Origin of the sequence: Streptomyces sp. NBC_00440 (genome assembly GCF_036014215.1) — a bacterium.
GTDB lineage: Bacteria > Actinomycetota > Actinomycetes > Streptomycetales > Streptomycetaceae > Streptomyces.
Window position 1 is genome coordinate 2,355,485 of record NZ_CP107921.1, and the last position, 21,353, is coordinate 2,376,837.

Annotated in this window: 19 protein-coding genes; 14 read left to right on the top strand and 5 right to left on the bottom strand. The window is 69.4% G+C overall.

Features of this window, described 5'->3' with window-relative positions:
* Positions 1-134: 134 nt before the first annotated feature.
* On the top strand, positions 135-953 hold the full coding sequence (locus OHB13_RS10465) for an aminotransferase class IV (RefSeq protein WP_328376880.1): 819 nt from the start codon (positions 135-137) through the stop codon (positions 951-953).
* A gap of 121 nt (positions 954-1,074) precedes the next feature.
* Positions 1,075-2,031 carry an oxidoreductase gene (locus OHB13_RS10470; protein ID WP_328376881.1) on the top strand — a complete coding sequence of 319 codons (957 nt, stop codon included), beginning with the start codon at positions 1,075-1,077 and terminating at the stop codon, positions 2,029-2,031.
* Between the two features lie 69 nt (positions 2,032-2,100).
* Here the strand turns inward: OHB13_RS10470 and OHB13_RS10475 are convergent, their stop codons facing one another.
* On the bottom strand, positions 2,101-2,505 hold the full coding sequence (locus OHB13_RS10475) for a VOC family protein (protein WP_266857255.1): 405 nt from the start codon (positions 2,503-2,505) through the stop codon (positions 2,101-2,103).
* A gap of 233 nt (positions 2,506-2,738) precedes the next feature.
* Between OHB13_RS10475 and OHB13_RS10480 the strand changes: the two genes are divergently transcribed.
* The 6 genes from OHB13_RS10480 to OHB13_RS10505 all read left to right on the top strand — a co-directional run bounded on the left by OHB13_RS10480 (position 2,739) and on the right by OHB13_RS10505 (position 8,229).
* Positions 2,739-4,010 carry an ABC transporter substrate-binding protein gene (locus tag OHB13_RS10480; RefSeq protein WP_266857253.1) on the top strand — a complete coding sequence of 424 codons (1,272 nt, stop codon included), beginning with the start codon at positions 2,739-2,741 and terminating at the stop codon, positions 4,008-4,010.
* Positions 3,976-4,911: a carbohydrate ABC transporter permease gene (locus tag OHB13_RS10485; RefSeq protein ID WP_266857251.1), complete on the top strand. Its 936-nt coding sequence runs from the start codon at positions 3,976-3,978 to the stop codon at positions 4,909-4,911. The genes OHB13_RS10480 and OHB13_RS10485 overlap by 35 nt, the downstream gene beginning before the upstream one ends.
* A 1-nt stretch (position 4,912) precedes the next feature.
* The gene (locus OHB13_RS10490) at positions 4,913-5,776 is read left to right on the top strand and encodes a carbohydrate ABC transporter permease (RefSeq protein WP_266857249.1); all 864 of its coding nucleotides are present in this window, start codon (positions 4,913-4,915) and stop codon (positions 5,774-5,776) included.
* A gap of 192 nt (positions 5,777-5,968) precedes the next feature.
* On the top strand, positions 5,969-6,886 hold the full coding sequence (locus tag OHB13_RS10495; RefSeq protein WP_266857248.1) for an alpha/beta fold hydrolase: 918 nt from the start codon (positions 5,969-5,971) through the stop codon (positions 6,884-6,886).
* Positions 6,887-7,013: 127 nt separating this feature from the next.
* On the top strand, positions 7,014-7,751 hold the full coding sequence (locus tag OHB13_RS10500) for a GntR family transcriptional regulator (protein ID WP_266857246.1): 738 nt from the start codon (positions 7,014-7,016) through the stop codon (positions 7,749-7,751).
* A 244-nt stretch (positions 7,752-7,995) separates the two neighbouring features.
* Positions 7,996-8,229 carry a hypothetical protein gene (locus tag OHB13_RS10505; protein WP_328376882.1) on the top strand — a complete coding sequence of 78 codons (234 nt, stop codon included), beginning with the start codon at positions 7,996-7,998 and terminating at the stop codon, positions 8,227-8,229.
* Positions 8,230-8,365: 136 nt separating this feature from the next.
* On the opposite strand, the gene ppdK is transcribed toward OHB13_RS10505, so the two are convergent.
* The gene (gene ppdK / locus OHB13_RS10510; RefSeq protein WP_266857242.1) at positions 8,366-11,110 is read right to left on the bottom strand and encodes a pyruvate, phosphate dikinase; all 2,745 of its coding nucleotides are present in this window, start codon (positions 11,108-11,110) and stop codon (positions 8,366-8,368) included.
* Between the two features lie 574 nt (positions 11,111-11,684).
* Positions 11,685-12,812 carry a tRNA dihydrouridine synthase DusB gene (gene dusB / locus OHB13_RS10515; protein WP_266857240.1) on the bottom strand — a complete coding sequence of 376 codons (1,128 nt, stop codon included), beginning with the start codon at positions 12,810-12,812 and terminating at the stop codon, positions 11,685-11,687.
* 106 nt (positions 12,813-12,918) lie between these two features.
* Here dusB and OHB13_RS10520 point away from each other — a divergent pair, with 106 nt between their 5' ends.
* Positions 12,919-14,373, top strand: coding sequence for an MFS transporter (locus OHB13_RS10520; RefSeq protein ID WP_328376883.1), 1,455 nt, complete (start codon positions 12,919-12,921; stop codon positions 14,371-14,373).
* Between the two features lie 34 nt (positions 14,374-14,407).
* Here OHB13_RS10520 and OHB13_RS10525 read toward each other — a convergent pair whose 3' ends face one another.
* Positions 14,408-15,262 (bottom strand): helix-turn-helix transcriptional regulator, encoded by an 855-nt coding sequence (locus tag OHB13_RS10525; protein WP_328376884.1) that lies wholly within the window; start codon positions 15,260-15,262, stop codon positions 14,408-14,410.
* A gap of 101 nt (positions 15,263-15,363) precedes the next feature.
* Here OHB13_RS10525 and OHB13_RS10530 point away from each other — a divergent pair, with 101 nt between their 5' ends.
* Positions 15,364-16,842, top strand: a complete 1,479-nt coding sequence (locus OHB13_RS10530) for an MFS transporter (RefSeq protein WP_443062937.1) — start codon at positions 15,364-15,366, stop codon at positions 16,840-16,842.
* 124 nt (positions 16,843-16,966) lie between these two features.
* Here OHB13_RS10530 and OHB13_RS10535 read toward each other — a convergent pair whose 3' ends face one another.
* Complete coding sequence (locus OHB13_RS10535) at positions 16,967-17,164, bottom strand: DUF6243 family protein (RefSeq protein ID WP_328376885.1); 198 nt, start codon at positions 17,162-17,164, stop codon at positions 16,967-16,969.
* Between the two features lie 330 nt (positions 17,165-17,494).
* On the opposite strand from OHB13_RS10535, the gene OHB13_RS10540 reads away from it, so the two are divergent.
* The 4 genes from OHB13_RS10540 (at position 17,495) to OHB13_RS10555 (ending at position 21,348) form a co-directional block, all read left to right on the top strand.
* On the top strand, positions 17,495-18,973 hold the full coding sequence (locus tag OHB13_RS10540; protein ID WP_266861098.1) for an amino acid permease: 1,479 nt from the start codon (positions 17,495-17,497) through the stop codon (positions 18,971-18,973).
* A 10-nt stretch (positions 18,974-18,983) separates the two neighbouring features.
* On the top strand, positions 18,984-19,439 hold the full coding sequence (locus OHB13_RS10545) for an Lrp/AsnC family transcriptional regulator (RefSeq protein WP_266857232.1): 456 nt from the start codon (positions 18,984-18,986) through the stop codon (positions 19,437-19,439).
* Between the two features lie 188 nt (positions 19,440-19,627).
* Entirely contained in the window at positions 19,628-20,647 is a 1,020-nt protein-coding gene (locus tag OHB13_RS10550; protein WP_328376886.1) for an aldo/keto reductase, read from the top strand.
* Between the two features lie 107 nt (positions 20,648-20,754).
* Entirely contained in the window at positions 20,755-21,348 is a 594-nt protein-coding gene (locus OHB13_RS10555) for a TetR/AcrR family transcriptional regulator (RefSeq protein ID WP_266857228.1), read from the top strand.
* The last annotated feature ends 5 nt before the right edge of the window (positions 21,349-21,353 follow it).

The following is a 21,353-nucleotide window of genomic DNA, read 5'->3' on the forward strand; positions in this document are numbered from 1 at the left end:
GTGGATGACGCGCATCCGTCCGGGAGAACCGGTCCGCGCACCCGGCCCTCCTCCGTACCGTGACCCCTATGCGGACAGACCCCACGCGGACAGCGCCCACGCACACGCAGGCAGAGCACACGCAGGCAGAGCACATGCAGACAGAGCCCCCGCAGACGGAGGCCACCCGGAAAGAGCCCCTGCACATCGAGGTCGACGGCCGGCCCGTCACCGACACCTCGCTCAGCACCCCCGCCTTCCTCAACTACGGCCATTTCACCGCCATGCAGGTCAGCGACTGCCGGGTACGCGGCCTCGCACTGCATCTCGCCAGGCTGGACTCGGCGACCCGCGAACTGTTCGGCGCGGGGCTCGACGGCGGGCACGTCTGCCGGCTGATCCGGCACGCGCTCGACGCTGCGGGCGTGCGGGACGCGTCGACGCGGGTGTACGTGCACTGGCCCGACGGGGACGACGCCGCCACCGTGATGGTCACCGTGCGTCCGCCCGCCGCGCCGTCAGGTGAACCACAGAGCCTGATGTCCGTCCCGTACCAACGGCCGGTCCCCCACATCAAGCACCTCGGCGGTTTCGGCCAGATCCACTACGGCAGGGCCGCTGTCCGCGCGGGCTTCGACGCCGCGCTGCTGACCGGTCCCGGCGGGGTGATCGCGGAGGGAGACGTCACCAACATCGCCTTCTGGGACGGCACTTCGGCGGTCTGGCCGGACGCGCCCGCGCTGACCGGGATCACCATGGCACTGATCGAGCCGGGGCTGCCGTCGGTACGCCGCCGGGTGACCCTGGACGGCCTGGACGCGTACCGGTCGGCCTTCGTGACCAACTCGCGGGGCATCAGCCCGGTGCGCCGGATCGACTCCACGGAGTTCGCGGTGGACGAAGAGCTGATGCGGCGGGTGGCGGAGGTCTACGCGTCAGCCCCCTGGGACGAGATCCCGGCGGCGGCGCCCTAGCCGACGACCGTACGGGCGGCAGGCCGGGACTGACCTGGTGGTCGGCCGGGGCTGACCTGGTGGTCGGCGGAAGGCGGGGCGCGCGGCTGCCCGACCGCGCGCCCGGTCGTACGCTGGAATCATGACCAAGGGCTGGAACGCGGGCGACATCCCCGATCAGAGCGGGCGCACGGCGGTGGTCACCGGGGCCAACAGCGGCCTCGGTCTCGTGACCGCACGTGAGCTGGCCAGGCGGGGCGCGCGCGTGATCCTCGCCTGCCGCAGCGAGACGCGCGGCAAGGAGGCGGAAGCCCTGATCCGCGACGAAATCCCCGGCGCGGATGCCGAGTTCGTACCACTGGATCTCGCGGACCTGGCGTCCGTAAGGGAGTTCGCGTCCGCCGTCCGGGCCGAGCGCCTCGATCTGCTCATCAACAACGCGGGCGTCATGGCCCTGCCGTACGGCACGACCACCGACGGGTTCGAGACACAGTTCGGTGTGAACCACCTCGGGCACTTCGCCCTCACCGGGCTGCTCATCCCGAAACTGATGGCCACACCGGAAGCCCGCGTGGTGACGGTGTCCAGCGGGCTCCATGTCCTCGGCAACGTCGATATCAACGACCTCAACAGCGAGCGGAACTACCGCCGTTGGCTCGCCTACGGCCGATCCAAGACGGCGAATCTGCTCTTCGTCCACGAGCTGGCGCGGCGCCTGGCCGCCGTCGGGTCCGGCCTCGTCGTGGCCGCCGCGCATCCCGGTTACGCGGAGACCAACCTCCAGACGGCCGGGGTGAAGATGGAGGGCCGCAAGCGCGCCGAGCGGTGGGTGGAGCTCGGCAACCGCGTGTTCGCCCAGCCGGCCGAGGCCGGCGCGCTGCCCACGCTCTACGCGGCCACCGCACCCTGCGTCCTGCCCGATTCCTTCACCGGTCCGAAATTCCTGGGCTGGCGCGGCGCCCCCGGGCCGTCCCTGCGGATGAAGTGGACGACGAACGACGTGGCGAGCGAGCGGCTCTGGACAGCGTCCGAGCAGCTCACCGGGGTGACGTACCAGGGCCTGGACACCCTGGGCGCCCCGGAGCGCGGCACAGCCTGATGTGACCGGTCGTTCAGGGCTGACCCCGAACCTCACCTGCCGGGGTCAGCCGTGAATCGGTGGAACGGGTCAGCCCTGGACCGCGGCGGGGTCCATCCACATGACCTCCCAGATGTGGCCGTCCGGGTCCTGGAAGGAGCGCCCGTACATCGGCCCCTGCTCCTGGGGCTCGTTCGCGGGTGAGCCACCGGAGGCCAGCGCGGTGTCGACCAGTCGGTCGACGTCTTCCCTGCTCTCCGCGCTGAGACAGACCAGCACCTCGGTGGTTCTGGTCGCGTCGGCGATCTCCTTCTTGGTGAACTGCTTGAAGAACGGTTCCGTGATCAGCATCGTGTAGATCGTGTCGCTGATCACGACGCAGGCCGCGTTCTCATCGGTGAACTGCGGGTTGATCGTGTACCCCAGCGCGGTGAAGAAGGCCTTGGAGACCTCAAGGTCCTTGACCGGCAGATTGACGAAGATCATCTGAGGCATTGCGGGACTTCTCTCATCTCGGCCTGGTGGCCCGCCCAGCGGCGCGCCCTTCGGAGATACAGACGTCCGGCCGCCCGGAAACTCATCGGTCGTACGGAAACCCGTCCGAACCGGGCCGGGCCGACATCCCCGCGCAACCCCCCTGTCGCAATTCCGCACCATGGTTGATCGTTAGGGCGTACAACAACACCAGAGACTGAGGACCACACCAGCCGGAGCCAGGGGGACGCACCATGACCATCAGCCGCAGGCGACTGCTCGCCACCAGTGGCAGCCTCGCACTGACCGGGGCACTCGCCGCCGCGTGCGGGTCCAACACCGGCCGGGGCGACGACACTTCGGGTGGCGGTGGACCCACGCTCCAGCAGTGGTACCACCAGTACGGCGAGGCCGGGACCGAGCAGGCCGTGCGGCGGTACGCGGCCGCCTACCGCAAGGCGACCGTCAAGATCCAGTGGCGGCCCGGCAATTACGACCAGCAGACCGCCGCCGCGCTGCTGACCTCGTCGGGCCCCGATGTCTTCGAGGTGAACGGCCCGACCCTGGACCAGATCCAGGGCGGCCAGGTCACGGATCTGACCGACCTCTTCGACGGGGTGAAGGACGACTTCAACCAGGCGGTTCTCGCGCCGAAGACCTACGGCGGGAAGATCTGGGGCGTTCCGCAGACCGTCGACACCCAGCTCCTCTACTACCGCAAGAGCCTGCTCAAGGACGCGAACGTCCAGCCGCCCCGGACGCTCGACGAACTCGTGGACACGGCAAAGGCGTTGACGGACAAGAAGGTCAAGGGTCTATTCCTCGGCAACGACGGCGGAGCGGGCGTCCTCGGTGGCACTCCGCTCTACGCGGCCGGGCTCAGCCTCGTCACCGAGGACGGGAAGGCGGGCTTCGACGATCCGGCGGCGGCCCGCACCCTGGCCAAGTTCCACCGGCTGTACGCCGACAAGTCGCTGCTGCTCGGCGCCCCGGCCGACTGGTCCGACCCGTCGGCGTTCGTCCAGGGGCTCACCGCCATGCAGTGGTGCGGCCTGTGGGCCCTTCCGGCGGTCAAGAAGGCGCTGGGCGACGACTTCGGCGTTCTGCCCTTCCCCGAGGACGGCGCCGCCGGAAAGCCTTCGGTGCCGGTCGGCGCGTACAGCTCGGCGGTCAGCGCACGCAGCAAGCACCGCGTCGAGGCCAAGGCGTTCGCCAAGTGGCTGTGGATCGACCGGACCGCGTACCAGGAGGACTTCGCCCTCTCCTACGGCTTCCACATCCCGGCCCGGATCTCCCTCGCGAAGAAGGCGGCGAAGCTGCGGGAGGGGGCGGCGGCGGACGCGGTCCGGTACGCCACCGACAGCGGGTGGGCCCAGCCGCTGCTGTGGACACCCGCCTGCCAGGTCGCGTACCAGGACGCCCTCAACCGGATCATCAAGGACGGCGCCAACCCGGAGACCGAGGTCAAGGCGGTCGTCCGCAAGACCAACGGTGAGCTCCAGCGGGTACAGAAGAAGAAGTCGTGAGGGACCGGTGAGAAACCGCACGCTCTGGTTCTGGGTCTTCGTCGGGCCCTTCGCCGCCGGCCTCGCGCTCTTCACCTACGTACCGCTGCTGTGGAGTCTGTATCTGAGCTTCTTCGACGCCCACAACACGGTCTCCCCGACGCACTTCGTCGGCCTCGGCAACTACACGTCGATGCTGAGCGACGGCGCGTTCACCTCCAGCCTGTGGACGTTCGCGGTCTTCTCGCTGTTCATCGTCCCGGCGACCTATGTGCTCTCGCTCGCGCTGGCGCTGATGGTGAACCGGCTGCGGTTCGCGCAGTCCTTCTTCCGGTCGGTCTTCTTCCTCCCGGCGGCCTGCTCCTATGTGGTGGCCTCGATGATCTGGAAGCTCTCGGTCTTCAACGGGGTCCGGTTCGGGCTGGCGAACACCGTGCTGGGCTGGTTCGGCGCGGACCAGACCGCATGGCTCTCGACGACCCACCCGCCCTGGTACTGGCTGGTGATCGTGACCCTGCGGCTCTGGCTCCAGGCGGGGTTCTACATGGTGCTGTTCCTCGCCGGGCTCCAGCGGATCGCGCCGCAGCTGTACGAGGCGGCGGCCGTCGACGGTGCGCGCCCCGGCTGGCAGGTCTTCCGGCACATCACGTTCCCGCAGCTGCGGGCGACCTCGGTCGCCGTGGTCCTGCTGCTGGTGATCAACGCGTTCCAGGCGTTCGACGAGTTCTACAACCTGCTGAGCGACTCCCGTGGCTATCCGCCGTACGCGCGGCCACCGCTCGTGTACCTCTACTACACGGCCCTCGGACAGGGGCAGAACCTCGGTCTGGGCAGTGCGGGGGCGGTCATTCTCGCCCTGATCATCGCGGTGGTGACGATCGTCCAGGCCCGCTGGTTCGGGCTCGGCAGGAGGGAGGACTGACATGCCACGCGGCACCGGCGCACCCCGCCGTGACGACGCCCTGGTACGGGCCGGGCGCGCACTGCGCACCGTCCTGCTGATCGCGCTGGCGGCGCTCTTCCTCATCCCGTTCTATCTGCTGCTGCGGAACGGGCTGTCCACCGAGCAGGACATCACCTCACCTGCGTGGACGTTCTTCCCCGCCCACCTCCAGTGGTCGAACCTCCGCGAACTGTTCGACGACCCGGCGGTCCCGATGGCCCGCTCGCTGCTGAACTCGACGCTGATCGCGGTGGCCACCACACTCGGCACGGTCCTGCTGGCGTCACTCGCGGGGTACGGGCTGGCCCGCATCCCGTACCGCCACGCGAACAAGGTGTTCTACGCGATCCTGGGCACCCTGATGGTCCCGGCGGCGGTGACGTTCGTACCGAGCTTCGTGCTGGTCTCCACGCTCGGCTGGATCTCCACGCTGCGCGGCCTGATCATCCCGACGCTGTTCTCGGCGTTCGCGTGCTTCATCTTCCGTCAGTACTTCCTTGGCTTTCCGCAGGAACTGGAGGACGCGGCGAAGGTCGACGGCCTCGGCTACTGGCGTACGTACTGGCGCATCGTGGTCCCGAACTCCGCACCGGTCTTCGCGGCGGTCGGCACGATCGTCTTCATCGGCGCGTGGAACGCCTTCCTGTGGCCGCTGGTGATCGGCCAGGACAAGAACGCGTGGACGGTGCAGGTGGCCCTTTCGACCTTCACGACGGGCCAAGTGGTCAACATCCACGAGCTTTTCATCGCGGCGGCGGTGTCGATCGTGCCGCTACTGGTGGTGTTCCTGCTGCTGCAACGGCACATCGTGGCGGGGGTGGAGCGGTCGGGGATCGACGACTGAGGGGCGGTCCTGCCCCCTCCGCCGGGGGGGGCAGCACCACCCACGGTTCGGGTTCAGGTACACCCGTACTCACCCGGCAGCCCCATCGTTCAACGGCCGGCGTCCGACAAGACTGAAGGCGTTCACCAGAACCCGCCGAAAGCCGGTAACAAGCCGGTCGGCGCACGGTACTTACCCTTCAGGAGCCAGCTCATGAGTGCACGCACGACACCGCGTCGCCGTACGGCAGTGTTCGCGACAGCGGCCCTGGCCACGGTCGTGACGGGGGCCCTCGTGGCCTGCGGGAACTCCACCGCTTCCGCCGCTGACGCACCGGCCAGGTCGAGCCGGCCGTCGGCCACCGCTACCGCGGGTTCTTCACTCCACATGATTTCGAACAACGGCCACAAGCTGGCCTTCCATGTCACGCCCGGCCACCTTCCGGCCATCGTCCTGGACGCAGGCGGGGGCCTGGACTCGTCGCAGTGGCAGAAGATCGCTCCTGCCCTGGCCAAGAAGACCGGATCCGAGATCATCACCTATGACCGCTCCGGAATCGGGCAGAGTGACGAGGTCGTCGGCGCCTGGAACCCGCAGAACGCCGCTTCCGACCTGGAGGCCGGCCTCACCAAGCTGGGCGCCACCCATGACGTGGTTCTCGTCTCGCACTCCCAGGCGGGCGAGGTCGCCACGTACTTCGCGAAGAAGCACCCGAAATGGGTCTCGGGCGCCGTCCTCGTCGACGCCAGCCTGCCGAATTTCTACACGGACAGCGAAACAGCGAGGATCGAGGCCGCGAACCAGGCACAGGTGGCGCAACTCGACGGCCAGGTCTCGACGAAGGAAATCCGCCAGCTGCTGGCCACGGCGGACAACTACGGCCCGATGCACCACGCTTACCACCAGATCTCCTGGCCGCAGAGTGTCCCCGCGACGGTGATCGCGTCAGCGAAGACGCCCTTCGACACCCCCGCGGACGCACAGCTGTGGCGGGACGCCCAGACCCGGTTCGCGAAGGCCGCGTCCAACCGGAGCCTTGTCGTCGCGAAGGGAAGCTCGCACGACATTCCGGCTGACCGTCCGGACGTCGTCATCAAGGCGGTCGCAGCCATGGCGAAGGCGCACGGCTGACATCGCTCCGTCCCGTCGGCCGATCACACCTTTTCACCGTGGGGTGCGGAGGCGGCGGCCGGAGTAGCGGGCCGGAAGTTAGGGTGTCTGGGCGTAGACACCCCAGGGAGATACCGGAGAACGCGCGATGCCCCAGACAGCCCGCCAGATCGCTGACGACCTGCGGGCACGCATCAGCTCCGGGGAGTTCGGGGCCGGCGCCCGGCTGCCCGGTGAGCCTGCGCTTGTCCAGCAGTACGGTGTGGCCAAGATGACCGCCGGCGGAGCGCTGAAGCTGCTGATCAGCGAGGGCATCGCCTACGCGCGCCCCGGATCCGGTACCTACGTAAGGGACTTCCAGCCGATCCGCCGCATCGCGGACCAGAGGCTGTCCCGCCCCGGCTGGACCTCGGGGCAGTCGGTCTGGGCGGCCGAGACGGCCGGTCGCACGGCAGAGGTCCGCGACATCGAGGTGTACGAGACTCGCGCGCCGCGATGGGTCTCCCAGGCCCTGGACCTGGCCGACGACACGGCGGTGCTGGTGCGCAGCCGCCGGTATTTCGTGGACGAGAAGCCCGTCCAGCTCGCCACGTCCTACCTTCCGGCCGAGCTCGTAAGGGAGACCCGGATCGCGCAACCGGACCCCGGCCCCGGCGGAACGTACGCCCGGCTGGCCGAGCTCGGGGCGGCGCCCGCCGGGTTCACCGAGGAACTGCGTGCACGAATGCCCAGCCCGGAGGAAGCCGAGCAACTGGCGCTGCTCACCGGCACACCGGTCGTCGACATCTGCCGCACCGCCCGGGACGCCGCCCGCCGGCCGGTGGAACTGAACCGGATGCTACTGGACGCCGGGTCGTACGTGCTCCAGTACGACTTCGACAGCTGAATCGCACACAGAGCCGACCGAACCCCACCCCCTGCGGGCCATCACGGAGAAATCCCGTCCTCCCTAGGGAATTCCGGGGTGAAATCTCCCTAGGGAGACACACGTCTCTCTTCGTCCCGACGCAGGGAGAACTCCGCATGTCAGAAACCCCTCTCGACGCCGCCCGGGCTTCCAGCCTCCGGCTGCTCCCTGGGCAGGCCCGGAAGGAAGGCCGTGCTATCTGTCGACCGACGGAAGAGGACCTGTGGCCCGGCTCGCCGACAACATGGAGGCGGTCCAGCTGGGCATGGGCACTCAACTCCTCGGCCACGCACGTTCTCTTGTCGCCGAACAGGGCGTGTCCGCCGACGAGTTCCGCTACCTGGCCGCCCGGCTGACCGAATCGCTCCGCGATGTTCTCCGAGTCGCGGAGAGCCGGGGCCGGAGGCTCCGCGCCTGCGGAGAGGAGGCCGCCGAGGCCGACTGCGACGACCTCTGAGACGCACCCACCCCGCCCTCGCACGCCAGGAGGGACGGCATCCCCGCACGGGTGCCGCCCCTCCGTCCGGTGCACCGGAGCCGCCGGCGGGGTCGGTGAGGGTCGGGGTGAACCCGACGGCGGCTCCGGGGGTCTGTCAGCGGCTGTCGCTGCCGTCCGACTGGGCTGCTGCCCGGCCGGCTTCGAGCCTGGCCACCGGGATGCGGAACGGGGAGCACGAGACGTAGTCCAGGCCCACCTGGTGGAAGAAGTGCACCGACTCCGGGTCGCCGCCGTGTTCGCCGCAGACGCCCAGTTTGAGGTCGGGGCGGGTCGCGCGGCCCGCTTCGCAGGCGCTGCGGACCAGGGAGCCGACCCCGTCCCGGTCGATCGTCTCGAACGGGGAGACCCCGAAGATGCCCTTCTCCAGGTACGCGGTGAAGAACGAGGCCTCCACGTCGTCGCGGGAGAAGCCCCAGACCGTCTGGGTGAGGTCGTTCGTGCCGAACGAGAAGAACTGCGCGGCCTCGGCGATCTGGCCCGCCGTCAGCGCGGCACGCGGCAGTTCGATCATGGTGCCGATGGTCAGTATCAGCTCCGTGCCCGTGGCGGCCTCCACCTCCGCGATGACGCGGTCGGCCTCCTCGCGGACGATCTCCAGTTCCTGGACGGTGCCCACCAGCGGGATCATGATCTCCGCGCGCGGGTCGCCCTTGGCGGCCTTGCGGGCTGCCGCCGCCTCGGCGATGGCCCGTACCTGCATGGCGAACAGGCCCGGGATGACCAGTCCGAGACGCACCCCGCGCAGCCCCAGCATCGGGTTCTGCTCGTGGAGCTTGTGCACCGCCTGGAGGAGGCGCAGGTCGTTCTCGTTGGAGTCCTTGCGGGACTCGGCGAGTGCGACGCGCACCGAGAGTTCGGTGATGTCCGGGAGGAACTCGTGCAGCGGCGGGTCCAGCAGGCGGACCGTGACGGGGAGTCCGTCCATCGCCTCGAACAGCTCGATGAAGTCCTTCTTCTGGAGCGGCAGCAGCGCACCGAGCGCCTTCTCGCGCTCGTCGTCCGTGTCGGCCAGGATCAGCCGCTCGACCAGCTCGCGGCGCTCGCCGAGGAACATGTGCTCGGTACGGCAGAGCCCGATGCCCTGGGCGCCGAACCGCCGGGCGCGCAGGGCGTCCTCGGCGTTGTCCGCGTTGGCCCGCACCCGCAGCCGGCGGCGCCGGTCCGCGTACGCCATGATCCGGTGGACGGCCTCGACCAGTTCGTCCGCGTCGTCGGCGCCCGCGTGCATCCGGCCCTCGAAGTACTCGACGACCGGCGACGGTACGACCGGCACCTCGCCCGCGTACACCTTGCCGGACGAGCCGTCGATCGAGACGACGTCGCCCTCCTCGATGACCACGCCGTTCGGCGCGGTCAGCCGGCGGCGCTTGGTGTCGACCTCGATCTCCTCGGCGCCGCAGACACAGGTCTTGCCCATGCCGCGTGCCACGACGGCCGCGTGCGAGGTCTTGCCGCCGCGCGAGGTGAGGATGCCCTCGGCGGCGATCATGCCGTCGAGGTCGTCCGGGTTGGTCTCGCGGCGGATCAGGATGACCTTCTCGCCCGAACGCGACCACTTGATCGCGGTGTACGAGTCGAAGACCGCCTTGCCGACCGCCGCGCCCGGCGATGCCGCGATGCCCCGCCCGATCCTGTCGACCTTCGCGGTGTCGTCGAAGCGCGGGAACATCAGCTGCGCGAGCTGCGCGCCGTTCACCCGCTGGAGCGCCTCGGCCTCATCGATGAGCCCCTGGTCGACGAGCTGGGTGGCGATCCGGAACGCGGCGCCGGCGGTGCGCTTGCCGACGCGGGTCTGGAGCATCCACAACTGGCCGCGCTCAATGGTGAATTCGATGTCGCAGAGATCCTTGTAGTGGGTCTCCAGAGTCTCCATGATCTGCATGAGCTGGTCGTACGACTTCTTGTCGATCTTCTCCAGATCGGCGAGGGCCACGGTGTTGCGGATACCCGCGACGACGTCCTCGCCCTGCGCGTTCTGCAGGTAGTCGCCGTAGACTCCCTGGTGCCCGCTGGCCGGGTCGCGGGTGAAGGCGACACCCGTACCGGAGTCGGGGCCGAGGTTGCCGAAGACCATCGAGCAGATGTTGACCGCGGTGCCGAGGTCGCCGGGGATGCGTTCCTGGCGCCGGTAGAGCTTGGCCCGGTCGGTGTTCCACGACTCGAAGACGGCCCTTATGGCGAGGTCCATCTGCTCGCGCGGGTCCTGCGGGAAGTCCCGCCCCGCGGCGTGCTTGACGATCTTCTTGAAGCGGGTGACCAGCTTCTTCAGGTCGGCCGCTTCGAGGTCAGTGTCGACACTGACCTTCTTGGCCTTCTTCGCGGCCTCCAGGGCCTCCTCGAAGAGTTCGCCGTCGACATCGAGGACGGTCTTGCCGAACATCTGGATGAGGCGGCGGTAGGAGTCCCAGGCGAAGCGCTCGTCGCCGGACTGCTTCGTGAGACCGACCACGGACTTGTCCGAGAGGCCGATGTTCAGAACGGTGTCCATCATGCCCGGCATGGAGAACTTGGCGCCCGAACGGACCGAGACAAGAAGCGGGTTGTCGGCCTGGCCGAGCTTCTTGCCCATCGTCTTCTCCAGAGCGGCGAGGTGCGCACTGACCTCGTCGCGGAGTTCGACGGGCTCGTCGCCGCTGCCGAGGTAGGTCTTGCACGCCTCGGTGGTGATGGTGAAGCCCGGAGGGACGGGCAGACCGAGGTTGGTCATCTCGGCGAGGTTCGCACCCTTCCCGCCGAGCAGGTCCTTGAGGTTACGGTTGCCTTCGGTGAAGTCATAAACGAACTTCTGCGGCGCTTGCGCCTGAGTTACGTGGGGTTCTGCGTTCTTCGATTCCGGCACGGGACTCGACTCCTCGCGGACTGGCTGCCCTGACGGCGAGGAACATACCCAGATCGAAGGCTCCTGGGTACGTCCACCTGGTCGTCGTACGGCCGTAACCACTCGTCTGCCAGCAGATCGAAAGCGATCGGGAGAGCGGGGTCCATTACCCTATTCGTTCAACTCTTGTAGGCATCGCAGCTGTATGTGACGGGGCGATTGCAATTTTGACCACACTTGGCGATATCGGGTTCACAGCAGGAACGGTTGGCGACTGGCACCCAGTGCCAGCCTTTGAGAAGTACAGCCCAGGTTTAATCGCTCATCTGAGCAACCCTGCGATCAGAGGTGGCGAGAATCACGCCATCCGTCTGGCGCGGAGGCCACTATTCGGACCTTTGTGGTTCGCCAGCCGGACAGACATCTGCGCATAGCGGTGCAGCGTGCACTCAGTGCCGCGTCCGTGCGGGGCGGGTGGCCCCGGATTCGCCCTCTCTCCTGCGGAAAAGCCTCCGCCCCCCGCCCCTGCTCTTATGAGCGGAGGGCGAGGGGCGGAAAAGGCGGCGGCGGGAGGGCGATACGTTTCGGGCCGTTCTCAGCCGCCCGACGTGTCGAGTTCGGCCTCCGCGCTCACGCCCGAGCAGTCGTACGGGTCCTTCAGCCAGCCGTCGGGGAGGACGACCCGGTTGTTGCCCGACGTCCGCCCGCGCGGCCCGTCCGCGCCGTCCGGCCACGGCTGGTCCAGGTTCAGCTCGTGCAGCTGGCTGCCCAGCTCGTCCAGCGACGAGGTGACCGCGAGCCGCTTGCGCATCTCCGAGCCGACCGAGAACCCCTTCAGGTACCAGGCCACGTGCTTGCGGAAGTCGATCACGCCACGGGTCTCGTCGCCGATCCACTCCCCCAGCAGCGTCGCGTGCCGCAGCATGACCGCCGCAACCTCGCGCAGGGTCGGCGCCTGCCGGGTCGGCGTTCCCTCGAAGCCGCTCACCAGGTCGGCGAAGAGCCAGGGCCGGCCCAGGCAGCCGCGCCCCACGACCACGCCGTCGCAGCCGGTCTCGCGCATCATGCGCAGCGCGTCGTCCGCGCACCAGATGTCGCCGTTACCGAGCACGGGGATCTCCGGGACGTGCTCCTTGAGCCGGGCGATGGCGTCCCAGTCGGCGGTGCCGCCGTAGTGCTGGGCGGCGGTCCTGCCGTGCAAGGCGACGGCCGTGACGCCCTCGTCGACCGCGATCCGGCCCGCGTCGAGATAGGTGAGGTGGTCGTCGTTGATGCCCTTGCGCATCTTGATGGTGACCGGGACGGCACCCGCGTTGGAGACCGCCTCGTTCAGGATCGCGCGCAGCAGGGGGCGCTTGAACGGGAGCGCCGAGCCGCCGCCCTTGCGGGTGACCTTGGGGACCGGGCAGCCGAAGTTCAGGTCGATGTGGTCCGCCAGGTCCTCGTCCACGATCATGCGGACGGCCTTGCCGACCGTGACCGGATCCACTCCGTACAGCTGGATCGAGCGCGGCGTCTCGGTCTTGTCGAAATGGATCAGCTGCATGGTCTTGGCGTTGCGCTCCACCAGCGCCCGCGTCGTGATCATCTCGCTGACGAACAGGCCCTTCCCGCCGCTGAATTCACGGCAGAGCGTGCGGAAGGGGGCGTTGGTGATACCCGCCATGGGGGCGAGAACGACGGGCGGCTGCACCGAGTGCGGGCCGATGGAGAGCGTGGTCATGCACCCATTGTCGCGTACCGCTTGTCGTGTACAGCTTGACGTGTACACCGTGACACATCTGCCTGCCACGTACACCGAAGTCGTTAGTTAGCCGTACTATTCATACATGCCCGAGCTCAACCACCGCCGGCGGATGCTGGTGCTCGCGATCTGCTGCATGAGCCTGCTGATCGTCAGCCTCGACAACACCGTCCTGAACGTCGCCCTCCCCTCGATGCAGAAGGAGCTGCACGCATCGGTCTCCGGACTCCAGTGGACGATCGACGCATACACCCTGGTCCTGGCCTCACTGCTGATGCTCGCGGGCTCGACGGCCGACCGGATAGGCCGCCGCAGAGTCTTCAAGGCGGGCCTGGTGATCTTCACCCTCGGCTCGGCGCTCTGCTCGGTCGCCCCCAACCTGGAGTCGCTGGTCGTCTTCCGGATGATGCAGGCGGTCGGCGGCTCGATGCTCAACCCGGTCGCGATGTCGATCATCACCAACACCTTCACCGAGCCGCGCGAACGCGCCCGCGCCATCGGCGTCTGGGGTGGCGTCGTCGGGATCTCGATGGCGGCCGGCCCGATCGTCGGGGGCCTGCTGGTGGATTCGGTGGGCTGGCGCTCGATCTTCTGGATCAATCTGCCGGTGGGACTGGCCGCTCTGCTGCTCACCTGGCGTTACGTACCGGAGTCGCGGGCTCCGAAGGGCCGCAGGCCGGACCCGGTGGGCCAGCTGTTCGTCATCGCGCTGCTGGGCTCGGTGACGTACGCGATCATCGAGGCGCCGTCGGCCGGGTGGACGTCACCGCTGATCCTGTCCTTCACGGGGGTGGCCCTGCTGGCCCTGGTGGGACTGGTGCTGTACGAGCCGAGGCGCCCCGAACCACTGATCGACCTGCGCTTCTTCCGCAGCGCGCCGTTCAGCGGGGCCACCGTCATCGCGGTCTGCGGCTTCGCCGCGCTCGGTGGCTTCCTCTTCCTGAACACGCTCTATCTCCAGGACGTCCGCGGCCTCTCCGCCCTGCACGCCGGCCTCTACATGCTGCCGATGGCGGTGCTGACCCTGGTCTGCGCGCCGCTGTCGGGACGGCTGGTGGGCAACCGCGGGCCACGGCTCTCGCTGCTGATCGCCGGGGTGACGATGGCGCTGAGCGGACTGGTCTTCGCGGTTCTCGACGCCGAGACGAACACGGCGCTGCTCTTCACCGGCTACGTACTGTTCGGGATCGGCTTCGGCATGGTGAACGCTCCGATCACCAACACCGCGGTCTCCGGGATGCCCCGTGCGCAGGCCGGGGTGGCGGCGGCCGTCGCGTCGACCAGCCGGCAGATCGGATCGACGCTGGGTGTCGCCGTGATCGGGGCCGTGCTGGCCTCGGGCGTGAGCGGCGCGGCGCACACCGAGGGCTTCGCCGGAGCCAGCCGCACCGCCTGGTGGATCATCACCGCGTGCGGTCTCGCCGTCCTGGTCTTCGGGCTGCTGACCAGCGGGAAGTGGGCGCAGCGTTCGGCCCGGCGGACCGCGGAGCGGCTGAACGCGCCCGAGACGGCTCAGACGGTCGCGGACGCCAACGCGTAGCGCGCGCTCCGGTCGGTCACAGGAACGGGCTGCCTCAGACGGTCGCGGACGCCAACGCGTAGAGCCGCTCCAGCCGTTCGCGGGACTCGGCGTTGGCCGGTACGTAGGTCACCATGCGTGGACCGGCCGCGGGGCCGAGCCAGAGGTCGGTGTGGTCCACGAGCAGCGGCCCGACGTGCCGGTTGTGGAAACGCTTGGTCCTGCTGCCGGGGCCGATGATCTCATGCCGGGCCCAGATCTCGCGGAACTCCGGCGAAGCCGTCTCCAGCCGCTTGAGCAGCGCCTTCCAGGCGGGCTCCGCCAGATGCCCGGCCATCGACGCACGGAACTTGGCGGCCATCACCCGGCACATGGCGTCGAGGTCGACGACCGACGACCGCCAGTCCTCGTTCGTGTACGAGAGCAGCATGCAGTTGCGGTCCTCGGGGGCTACGGCGTCGAGGTCGCAGAGCAGCCGACCGTACGTGCGGTTGTACGCGAGGATGTCGTAACGGCTGTTCTGGATGCAGGCCGGGACCGGGTCCAGCTGCTCGATCAGCGCCGAGAGCGCCGGCGTGATCGAGGGGCAGACCGCGCCGGGCGACGGGTCGACCGCACCGGCCAGCGAGAAGAGGTGCGCGCGTTCGTGCAGGTCGAGAAGGAGCGTGCGGGCGATGGCGTCCAGGACCTGCGGGGAGACCGTGATGTCGCGCGCCTGCTCCAGCCACGTGTACCAGGTGACGCCCACTGCGGAGAGCTGGGCCACCTCCTCGCGGCGCAGCCCCGGTGTCCGGCGCCGGGCGCCGCGCGGCAGGCCCGCCTGCTCGGGCGTGATGCGCTCACGGCGGCTGCGCAGGAAGTCGGCGAGTTCGTGCCTGCGTACGTCGGTCTCCGGCGCGACTGTGGTCATGGAACCAGAGTGCAGCACCCGGCAGCCCATTGCCAGGTACTCCTTGTACCAGGATAAGGAGACTCTGGTACCAGGCTGAGCGGCGGAGCATTCTCGTCTCCGTGAGCAATTCGACAGGCACGACAGTCAAGACAACAGGCCAGACAGTACGGACTCCATCCACCGTCCCCGGCGCCGTCCAGCGGCACGACCACCCCACCCCGGTGCTCGGCACGCTGGGGCTGTTCACGGTCCTGATCGGGGCGGCGCTGCCGCTGATCGACTTCTTCATCGTCAATGTCGCCCTGCCGACCATCGACCACGACCTGGCCGCGGGCCCCGCGATGCTGGAACTGGTCGTCGCCGGATACGGCGTCGCCTACGCGGTGCTGCTCGTGCTCGGCGGCCGGCTCGGGGACGTGGCAGGGCGGCGCAGGCTCTTCCTGCTCGGTATGGCCGCGTTCGGTCTCACCTCGCTGGCCTGCGGTCTCTCGCCCAACGCCTGGACGCTGGTCGGCGCGCGGGTGGCGCAGGGCGCCTCCTCGGCGCTGATGCTCCCGCAGGTGCTCGCCACCATCCAGGCGACCACGGCGGGGCCGCGGCGGGCGAAGGCGATGGGGCTCTACGGAGCCACGGCCGGGCTCTCGATGGTCGCCGGGCAGATCCTCGGCGGTGTCCTGGTGGCCGCCGACGTGGCGGGCACCGGCTGGCGGTCGATCTTCCTCGTCAACGTGCCGGTGGCACTCCTCGGCCTGGTGCTGGCGGTCCGCTCCGTGCCGGAGACCCGGTCGGAGAAGCCCGCGCCCGTCGACATACCCGGCACCCTGCTGCTCGCGCTCTCGCTGGTGACGCTCCTCGCTCCCCTGACCGAGGGCCGGGCCGCCGGGTGGCCGCTGTGGACCTGGATCTCGCTGGGGGTCTTCCCGTTCGCGGCGGCGGCGTTCTACCTGACCGAGCGGGCGGCCGACCGCAGGGGCGAGGTGCCGCTGGTGCCGCCGAGCCTGCTGCGGCTCGACTCGCTGCGGCGCGGGCTCACGCTGGTGGTGCCGTTCTCGATCGGTTTCGGCGGATTCATGTTCGTCATCGCGGTCGCGCTCCAGCAGGGGCTGCGGATGGGTCCGGTCACGGCGGGATTCACGCTCGTACCGCTGGCGGCGGCGTTCTTCGCCGCGTCGCTTGCGGGCCCCCGGCTGGTCGGCAGGTACGCGAGCCGGGTCGTGACGGCCGGCGCCGTGATCCAGGCCGTCGGCGTCACGGTGATCGCGGCGACCGTGTGGTGGGACTGGTCCGGGCTCGGCATCGCGGCCCTGGCGCCCGGTATGGCGCTGGCCGGGTTCGGCCAGGGACTCCAGCTGCCGGTGCTGTTCCGCATCGTGCTCTCCGACGTACCGGCGGAGCGGGCCGGGGTCGGCGGCGGCATGATGACCACGACGCAGCAGGCGTCGCTCGCGCTGGGGGTGGCCACGCTCGGCACGCTCTTCCTGTCGCTGAGCACGTCGCTGGGGATGCGGGAGGCGCTGGCGGTGACGCTGCTGCTGCAACTGGCCACGGTCGCCGTGACGGCGCTGCTCAGCCTGCGGCTGCCACGCACGGTGCGGTAGCCGGGGGCGGTGGCCGGTGCGGACATGACGGTGGGCCCGGGTCGTCGAGACGATCCGGGCCCACCGTGCTGTGCTGTGAGTTGTTGCCCTGCCGGGTTGTACTGCGCTGTGGCGCCCCGGTGGGTCAGCTCTCGGCGTCGGGGGTTCCGTCAGCTCCGGCCCCCTCGGCCCGCTCGCGCATCTTCTGGAGCAGTTCCTGCTTCTGGTCAGCGGCTGACCTGCGGTCCTCGGCGCCTGCGGCGGCCGAGCTCTGTGCCCCGGAGCGGGGCATCTTCTTGCGCTGCCCGCCGACGCCAAGAAGGTTGTTGCGACTCTTTGCCATGCCGGTCACAGTACCGGGCACTCCCCAGGGGGGTGCACCGGTTTTCCGGCCGGAGGCGAACTCAGGCTGAGGCGTACACGATCAACCGTTCCCCGGGGATGCGCGCAATGAATCGCCGCAGATGCACAAGGAACCTGCATTACGGGCCACTACGCACGCCTCGTAGTGTTCTGCCCTGTACGTGGAGCGGTGGAGACCCCCGGCTCGGCGGTCCCCTCCTGCTGTGCGCCGGGACGCGCACCCGTGGGCGGCGCCGTCCGCGCGGGTTCCCGCCTCCGGAGCAGGCAGCGATGAAGGAGCCTCACCGTGGCACGACCTGACGCAGCGCCGATCACCCGGGACCGGGCAGGTCCGGGCCCCGGTCCCAGGTCCGGCGGTGGTGGCATCGGCTCCGGGCTGATGCGCCGCAAGCCCGTCGAGCGGCTGATCGCCGAGGGCGGGCAGGGTGAGGGCGGGCAGCTCAGGCGCTCGCTGGGCATGTGGCAGCTGACCATGATCAGCATCGGGGCCACCCTCGGCACCGGCATCTTCGTGGTACTCGGCGAGGCGGTCCCCAAGGCCGGGCCCGCCGTTGTGATCTCCTTCGTGATCGCCGGACTCACCGCCCTCTTCTCCGCGCTCTCGTACGCGGAACTGGCGGGCACCATCCCGGTCGCCGGCTCCTCGTACTCGTACACCTACGCCACGATGGGCGAGTTCATCGCCTGGATCTGCGGCTGGTGCCTGATGCTGGAGTACGGCGTGTCCGTGGCGGCCGTGGCCGTCGGCTGGGGCCAGTACCTCAACGAGTTCCTGGACGGCACGATCGGGGTGACGATCCCCACCGCCCTGTCCGCACCGCCCGGGGACGGCGGCATCGTCAACATCCCCGCACTGCTCGTCGTCCTGCTGGCCATGGCCTTCCTGCTGGGCGGCGCCAAGGAGAGCGCCCGCGCCAACACGATCATGGTGGTCGTGAAGATCGCCTCGCTGATCCTGTTCTGCGTGGTGGCCGCGTCGGGCATCAAGGCGGGCAACTACAAGCCCTTCATGCCGCTCGGCATGACCGGTGTCAGCGCGGCCGGCGCCAGCCTCTTCTTCTCGTACATCGGCTTCGACGCCGCCTCCACGGCCGGCGAGGAGGCCCGCAACCCCAAGCGCGACATGCCGCGCGCGATCATGCTCTCGCTGCTGATCGTCACCGCGCTGTACTGCCTGGTGGCCCTGATGGCCGTCGGTGCCATGCCGTGGCAGCACTTCCACAACGCTGACGCCGCCCTCGCCCAGATCATGCGGGACGTCACCGGCCAGAGCTTCTGGGCCGTACTCCTCGCCGCCGGGGCGGTCATCGCCATCGCCAGCGTGGTGCTGACCGTGCTCTACGGGCAGACCCGCATCCTGTTCTCCATGGCCCGCGACGGCCTGGTGCCCAAGGTGTTCGCCAAGGTCGGCCCGCGGACCGGCGCCCCCGTCGCCAACACGGTGATCGTCTCGCTGTTCTGCGGCATCCTCGCGGCGGTCGTCCCGCTCGGCGAGCTGGCCAACGCCACCAGCATCGGGACTCTCTTCGCCTTCGCGCTGGTCAACGTGGCGGTCATCGTGCTCCGCCGGACCAGGCCCGACATGCCGCGGAACTTCCGGGTGGCGTTCTCGCCGGTGACGCCTGCCATCGGTTTCGCGCTGTGTCTGTGGATGATGACCAGCCTCGGCGCCAGTACGTGGGTGTGGTTCGGTATCTGGATGGCCGCCGGGCTCGTGCTGTACTTCGGCTACGGGATGCGCCGCTCCCAGCTCGCCCGCGAAGAAGTGACCGCCCGAGAAGAAGTGTGATCCACCCGCCTTGCGACTGAACGATCTTGACGAACGCATCGTCCACGCCCTCGCGGAGGACGCCCGCCGCTCCTACGCCGACATCGGCACCCGGGTCGGCCTGTCCGCGCCCGCCGTCAAACGCAGAGTCGACCGGCTGCTCGCATCCGGCGCCATCACCGGCTTCACCGTGCGGGTGGACCCCGCGGCGCTGGGCTGGGAGACGGAGGCGTTCGTCGAGATCCACTGCCGGCACAACACCTCCCCTGAGGACATCCGGCGCGGTATGGCGCGGTACCCGGAGGTGGCGTCCGCGTCGACCGTCACCGGTGACGCGGACGCGGTCATCCAGATCTACGCCGAGGACGTACGCCACTTCGAGCGGGTACTGGAGCGCATCGCGGGCGAGCCGTTCGTCGAACGCACCAAGTCCGTGCTCGTGCTCTCCCCGCTCGTACGCCGGTTCACCTCGGGCTCACCCGCGTAGCGCCGCAGCTGCCGTCGCGTCTCCCCGGACTCCCCGGGCCATGCCGTCTCCCCGGGGCCATGACAGGCGAGCAGGACACGGCGACCATGGCATGACGACTGACAGATGTTGAAAACTGTCAGTCGTCATGCCATAGTCGCCGTGCACCGAACTTCTGTCAGCTTCTGTTCCGGCGAAGGAGCACCCTCATGGCCACCACTCCCGTCCCCGCCCGCACCCTGGGCACGGCAGGACCGCTGACCTCCGCCCTCGGCCTCGGCTGCATGGGCATGTCCGCGCTGTACGGCACCGCCGACCGCGCCGAGTCGATCGCGACCATCCACGCCGCCCTCGACGCCGGGGTCACCCTGCTCGACACCGGCGACTTCTACGGCATGGGTCACAACGAACTGCTGATCGGCGAAGCCCTGCGCAGCGCCCCCGCGGCCCACCGCGAACAGGCCCTCACCAGCGTCAAGTTCGGCGCTCTGCGGACCGTCGAAGGGGGCTTCACCGGCTACGACGGCCGCCCGAACGCCGTCAAGAACTTCGCCGCGTACTCGCTCCAGCGGCTCGGCACCGACCACATCGACATCTACCGGATCGCCCGCGTCGACCCGGACGTGCCGATCGAGGAGACCGTCGGCGCCATCGCCGAGCTGATCGAAGCGGGCCATGTGCGGTATGTGGGCCTCTCCGAAGTGGGCGCCGACACCATCCGCAGGGCCGCCGCCACCGCGCCGATCACGGATCTCCAGATCGAGTACTCACTGATCTCCCGGGGCATCGAGGCGGAGATCCTGCCCACCACCCGCGAGCTGGGCATCGGCATCACCGCGTACGGGGTGCTCTCCCGCGGTCTGATCAGCGGCCACTTCACCCATGACCGCGAGCTGGCCCCCGGAGACTTCCGGAGCATGAGCCCCCGCTTCCAGGGCGAGAACCTCCGGCACAATCTCGGTCTGGTCGACGCGTTGCGGAAGATCGCCGACCAGAAGGGCGTTTCCGTCGCTCAGACCGCCATCGCCTGGGTCTCGGCACGCGGCGAGGACATCGTCCCGCTGATCGGCGCCCGGACCCGCGACCGGCTGACCGAGGCCCTGGGCTCCCTCGATGTCACGCTCGACGCCGCGGACATCGCCGCCATCGAGGAGGCCGTCCCGGCCGGATCCGCGGCGGGCGACCGCTACCCGGCCGCCCAGATGGCCCACCTGGACAGCGAGCGCTGAGTCCCCGGTACGGTCGGTAGCGCTCCACCCCCGCCCCGGCCCCCACTCCCCGCACGGCAGCGCGTCCTCCGGAAGACAGCGCGGCACCGAAAGGCAGCGCAGACGCGATGACGCCCGAAGCCCTGACACCCGAGCGCATTCTTGAGGCGACCGAGGACGTGCTGCGCCGCTACGGCCCGGCCAAGGCCACGGTGGTCGACGTGGCACGGGTGCTCGGGGTCAGCCACGGCAGCGTCTACCGCCACTTCCGCACCAAGGCGGCGCTGCGCGAGGCTGTCACCGAGCGCTGGCTGCACAGGTCGGAGGCCGAGCTGGCCCGGTTCGCCGACGACCGGGAAGGCTCCGCGACCGCCCGGCTGACGAACTGGCTCACGGCCCTCTTCGCGGCCAAGCGCCGCAAGGCGGGCGGCGACCCCGAGCTGTTCGCCACCTTCGGGGTACTGACCGGGGAGAGCAGCGGAGTGGTGGAGAGCCATATCGGGGCGCTCGTCGGGCAGCTCGCCCGGATCATCGAGGACGGCTGCGCCCAGGGCGAGTTCGCCCCGGTCGAGGTGGACTTCCCGACGACGGCCCGTGCGGTCTTCGATGCGACCGGCCGCTTCCATGACCCGGTGTACGCGGCGGAGTGGAGCCGCCCAGGCATCGACGGTGACTTCACCGCCGTCCAGAATCTGCTGCTGGGCGGCCTCCGGGCCCGCTGACACCC

Coding starts and splice junctions, on each gene's coding strand:
- OHB13_RS10480 (WP_266857253.1), top strand. CDS start 2,739: ATGACCATCAGCCGCAGGCGACTGCTCGCCACCAGTGGCAGCCTCGCA.
- OHB13_RS10500 (WP_266857246.1), top strand. CDS start 7,014: ATGCCCCAGACAGCCCGCCAGATCGCTGACGACCTGCGGGCACGCATC.
- OHB13_RS10475 (WP_266857255.1), bottom strand. CDS start 2,505: ATGCCTCAGATGATCTTCGTCAATCTGCCGGTCAAGGACCTTGAGGTC.
- OHB13_RS10490 (WP_266857249.1), top strand. CDS start 4,913: ATGCCACGCGGCACCGGCGCACCCCGCCGTGACGACGCCCTGGTACGG.
- OHB13_RS10470 (WP_328376881.1), top strand. CDS start 1,075: ATGACCAAGGGCTGGAACGCGGGCGACATCCCCGATCAGAGCGGGCGC.
- OHB13_RS10520 (WP_328376883.1), top strand. CDS start 12,919: ATGCCCGAGCTCAACCACCGCCGGCGGATGCTGGTGCTCGCGATCTGC.
- OHB13_RS10495 (WP_266857248.1), top strand. CDS start 5,969: ATGAGTGCACGCACGACACCGCGTCGCCGTACGGCAGTGTTCGCGACA.
- OHB13_RS10550 (WP_328376886.1), top strand. CDS start 19,628: ATGGCCACCACTCCCGTCCCCGCCCGCACCCTGGGCACGGCAGGACCG.
- OHB13_RS10465 (WP_328376880.1), top strand. CDS start 135: ATGCAGACAGAGCCCCCGCAGACGGAGGCCACCCGGAAAGAGCCCCTG.
- OHB13_RS10535 (WP_328376885.1), bottom strand. CDS start 17,164: ATGGCAAAGAGTCGCAACAACCTTCTTGGCGTCGGCGGGCAGCGCAAG.
- dusB (WP_266857240.1), bottom strand. CDS start 12,812: ATGACCACGCTCTCCATCGGCCCGCACTCGGTGCAGCCGCCCGTCGTT.
- OHB13_RS10525 (WP_328376884.1), bottom strand. CDS start 15,262: ATGACCACAGTCGCGCCGGAGACCGACGTACGCAGGCACGAACTCGCC.
- OHB13_RS10555 (WP_266857228.1), top strand. CDS start 20,755: ATGACGCCCGAAGCCCTGACACCCGAGCGCATTCTTGAGGCGACCGAG.